Raw genomic sequence first — 4,370 nt, forward strand, 5'->3', positions numbered from 1 at the left:
GGGGCAATTGATGCCCATTCGATGGGATAGGCAACCTTCAATGCATCAAGTCCCTTTTCGATTAATTCAGTATCATAGCCACAGACATGAATCAAATTACCAAATAAAGCAGACTGTATTACTCCAGGAATTTGTTTGGCTTGTTGTAATAAAGAGGTAGTCACGTTCCCTTTAATTTCCCAAGTATTTAAATGAGTTCCCTCAATAACCTCAGAGACAGTTCCAGTTGTCAAAAGTTCACCATAAGCCAAATAGGCAATTCGAGTACAACGTTCCGCTTCATCCATATAGTGAGTAGACACCAAGGTAGTAATTCCTGCCTGGCTTAAAAAATGAATCTGATCCCAGAATTCTCGTCTGGCGATAGGATCTACCCCTGCAGTAGGTTCATCTAATAAGAGCAAGTCAGGATCGTGAATCAAACAAGCAGCAAGAGCGACACGTTGTTTCCAACCTCCAGACAGCTCTCCAGTCAATTGTTTTCGCCTATGAGTTAGACCTAATTGCTCCAGTGATTGGGCTACTCGTTTCTTTCGATTACGAACCCCATAGACCCGGGCAATAAAACTCAGATTCTCTTCAATTGACAAATCAGTATATAAACTAAACTTTTGGGTCATATAACCCACGCGTTCTTTGATGCGATCAGACTGAGTCAACACATCATAGCCCAGACAAGTACCCGAGCCTCCATCTGCCTTTAATAATCCACAAATCATTCTTATCGTTGTCGTCTTGCCACTGCCATTAGGGCCAAGAAAGCCAAACACCTCACCCTTTTTCACCATTAAATCAATATCATTTACCACCACTTTATTATCAAAGCATTTACGTAGTCCTTTGACGTTAATAATGATTTCACGTTCATCAACACGCATCACAAATTCACCATTACAGGCTGGCCAGGTTTAAATAGAAGAGGATTACCAATTTGCGCTTTAATTCGAAAGACCAATTTATTATTGTTGTCACGACTGTAAACCAAAGGAGGTAAAAACTCAGCGTCAGGTGAAATATAGCTAATTACAGCAGGATTATTTTTTTCACAACCCTCGCAATCAAAACTGATTTTTTGCCCAACTTTTAATTTCCCTAAATATTCCAAGGGAACAAAAAATTCTATTCTTATATTTTGAGGAGTGAGTAAAGACAATATGGGTTGCTGTCCCGCCACATATTCCCCGGTGCGAAAATAGGTATCAAAAATCACTCCATTTGCAGGAGCATAACGTGTTTTTTGGGATAACTCCCACTGAGCAATAGCAATTTTTGCGTTTAATGAATCGACCTGACTTTGCTGTGCTTTGATTAAATCATCACGGCTTCCCAGTTTTGCTAATGCCAGATTAGCTTCATATTGACTTTTAAGTTGCTGTTGTTGCTGCAAATTTGCCAATGCAGCATCTAGGCTGTCTTTATCTGAGGCTTGTCTGTTGACTAGTTTTTGATAACGAGAAACACGAAGTTCTGCTAGAACAATCTGAGCATCAGTTTGTTTAATTTGAGCTTCAATTGCTTCAATTTCCTGAATACGCTTAGGTTTTTTTAGATCAGCAAGAACACTCTGTGCTTGAGCCAGCTCAGCTTGGGCTTGATTAATATCCATTTGCTGGGGATTTGAATTAAGACTAAATAACAAGGCCCCTTTTGAAACATGTTCACCACGATGCACAGCAAGATGCTCTAATACGCCATAAAAGGGCGAGGCAATATAGATATTTTCACCCTCAACATAGCCCTCAATCTGCTCCTGTCCATTAAAATTGCACCCATTAATGAACAAAATCATAATTAATATAAGTACATATTTTAAGCGCATAGCCCATCGATGCTATTAAGTATTGTATCTTAATAGTGGGCTGTTTTCTAAATTAGTGCAAGTTATACAGCCTCAGCCACTAGATTATAGATAAAGCGAAAATAAACGAAGTATCTGATCGGTATGAAGCACGATACAATAGATATAAAATAATTTGGTAGGAAGGTAAGTAGCTGCTACTATTAATTTATTTTTTAATAAAATCCTATGAAAAAACAACATTTTGACCTGATAGTGCTCGGCGGGGGAAGTGGAGGTATTGCCAGTGCAGTGCGTGCTGCTAAATACGGAGCAAAAGTTGCCGTTATAGAACAATCTCAGCTAGGTGGCACTTGCGTTAATTTAGGCTGTGTCCCTAAAAAAGTGATGTATAATGCCTCACAAATATCTGAAGCAATTCATAAATCTCACGATTACGGCTTTAATACTAAATGCTCGCCAATTGATTGGAACAAGTTAGTACTCAGAAGAAATGCCTATATTGAGCGTTTACGTGATAATTATGCAAAACGCTTCAAACAATTTAACATCAGTCATATTAGCGGTACCGGTGTCTTTCAAGATCAAAATTCAATTAATGTAGATGGCATAATCTATAAAGCTGCACACATAATAATCGCCACAGGTGGAGAGCCTGCACTACCGCTTATTAATGGGATTCAACATACTATAGATTCTGACGGCTTTTTCGTTCTGACCAAACAACCCCAGAAAGTAGCGATCATTGGTAGTGGCTATATTGGAGTGGAGCTGGCGGGTGTGCTTAATTCGTTAGGAAGCGAAACTCATCTTCTTATGAGAGGCAGCCGCCCTCTCAGCCGGTTTGATAGTATGCTTGGAGATACCTTACAGGAAATTATGCTTCAGCAAGGGATCTACATTCACCCTGATCACAAAGCTCGTTCCATTGATTTACATAGCGATGGAAGAAAAAGTATTGTTTGTCATAGTGGATCGGTCATTAACGATATTGATGTCGTTATTTGTGCTGTTGGCAGAAAGCCTCGAACTAGCAATTTAAATCTGGCTAAGCTGAAAGTTAAAATGGATGCAAGAGGATTGATTAAAGTAGATCGTTATCAAAACACCAATGTAAAAGGAATATATGCTCTTGGCGATGCCACCAATGCACCAGCTTTAACTCCTGTAGCAATAGCAGCTGGCCGTCGTCTTGCAGACAGACTGTTTGGCGAGCAACCCAAGGCTCGATTAAATTATGATAATATCTGTTCTGTAGTGTTTAGCCATCCTCCAGTAGGCTCAGTAGGGCTAAGTGAAGAAGAAGCAATTAAGAAACATGGTGTCGATAAAATTAAAATATATCAAACTCGATTTAATCCTATGTTTGATGCATTAAGTGAAGAGAAAACGCCCACAGCGATGAAATTAGTTACTTTGGGAAAGAAAGAAAAAATCATAGGCTTGCATGTTATTGGCTATAGCGCAGATGAGATGCTGCAAGGTTTTGGAGTAGCGATAAAAATGGGGGCTTGTAAAAAGGATTTTGATAATACTGTCGCCATTCATCCTACAAGTGCTGAAGAATTTGTAACCATGGTATAAATATTATGAAAAATGTGAGTCGAAGTTTTCAAGACAAACATCCTACTTTGGGAAAAGACGTTTATATTGATCCTCAATCTGCAGTAATTGGCGATGTCACCCTTGGAGATGATGTATCGGTATGGCCTATGGCGGTAATACGAGGAGACGTCAATTACATCACCATCGGCAAGTCATGCAGTATTCAAGATGGTGCCGTCCTGCATGTAACGCATGATGGGCCTTATACCATGGGGGGTAAACCTCTAATCATTGGGGAAGGAGTTACTGTAGGCCATCATACTACCCTACATGGCTGTACGATAGATGATTATTGCCTGATAGGAATGGGCGCAATTATTCTCGATGCGGCACATATAAAGCAACACGTCATCATTGCAGCAGGAAGTCTGGTACCACCAGGCAGAATCCTTGAAAGCGGCTATTTATATTTAGGCAGGCCTGTACAAGCTGTAAGAAAACTATCGATTAATGAAATTGAGCATTTCGAATATTCTGCAGCACATTATGTAAGGCTGAAAAATAAATATTTAGGAAAAGAGTAAGTCCATAAACATAAAATCGCAGCCTGCATTAACGCATCCGTAATGCAACAATTCAGGTGTTACCCTCCCCTGCATTACGCTACGCTCCGGGAGATCCAGGCATTTTTTTACACACACTGACTTGCTTTTTATTAATTCATTATGGTCTTTATTATGTCGTTCCCGCGCAGGCGGGAATCCATTCTTCAGACAAAGTAAGGAAATAACTTGAATAATGGTTTCCCGCCTGCGCGGGAACGACACAATTGAGATCAGTTTGTTCAATCCCATATACCCCTGTTGATTGTGCACAAATATGTCAGGATTACTCAGCGCTGCGCTAATGCAGGCTACTTTATAACGGAAAGACATTCCATCTTGCAGGGTTGCGCTTCGTTTAGTATCAACTTACTCAAACAAAATTACGTAATGATGATTTATTCATCCCAACCCCACGAGGCTGG

Annotated in this window: 4 protein-coding genes; 2 read left to right on the forward strand and 2 right to left on the reverse strand. The window is 40.0% G+C overall.

Annotated elements, in window-relative coordinates:
• Both Q0495_RS12080 and Q0495_RS12085 read right to left on the reverse strand, forming a co-directional pair.
• Nucleotides 1–878, reverse strand: an 878-nt coding sequence (locus Q0495_RS12080; RefSeq protein ID WP_298626701.1) for an ABC transporter ATP-binding protein, incomplete at its 3' end; no start/stop codon positions are given.
• Nucleotides 878–1,819 (reverse strand): HlyD family efflux transporter periplasmic adaptor subunit, encoded by a 942-nt coding sequence (locus Q0495_RS12085; protein WP_298626704.1) that lies wholly within the window; start codon nt 1,817–1,819, stop codon nt 878–880. The genes Q0495_RS12085 and Q0495_RS12080, both read right to left, overlap by 1 nt.
• 207 nt (nt 1,820–2,026) lie before the next feature.
• Here Q0495_RS12085 and gorA point away from each other — a divergent pair, with 207 nt between their 5' ends.
• Both gorA and Q0495_RS12095 read left to right on the forward strand, forming a co-directional pair.
• Entirely contained in the window at nt 2,027–3,382 is a 1,356-nt protein-coding gene (gene gorA / locus Q0495_RS12090; RefSeq protein ID WP_298626707.1) for a glutathione-disulfide reductase, read from the forward strand.
• Between the two features lie 5 nt (nt 3,383–3,387).
• Nucleotides 3,388–3,927, forward strand: a complete 540-nt coding sequence (locus Q0495_RS12095; protein ID WP_298626709.1) for a gamma carbonic anhydrase family protein — start codon at nt 3,388–3,390, stop codon at nt 3,925–3,927.
• The last annotated feature ends 443 nt before the right edge of the window (nt 3,928–4,370 follow it).

This window comes from uncultured Legionella sp. (assembly GCF_937871865.1).
Lineage (GTDB): Bacteria > Pseudomonadota > Gammaproteobacteria > Legionellales > Legionellaceae > Legionella.

What these genes read in the sequence shown, in the direction of transcription:
- Q0495_RS12085 (WP_298626704.1), bottom strand. Translation starts at nt 1,819, where the DNA reads ATGCGCTTAAAATATGTACTTATATTAATTATGATTTTGTTCATTAAT.
- gorA (WP_298626707.1), top strand. Translation starts at nt 2,027, where the DNA reads ATGAAAAAACAACATTTTGACCTGATAGTGCTCGGCGGGGGAAGTGGA.
- Q0495_RS12095 (WP_298626709.1), top strand. Translation starts at nt 3,388, where the DNA reads ATGAAAAATGTGAGTCGAAGTTTTCAAGACAAACATCCTACTTTGGGA.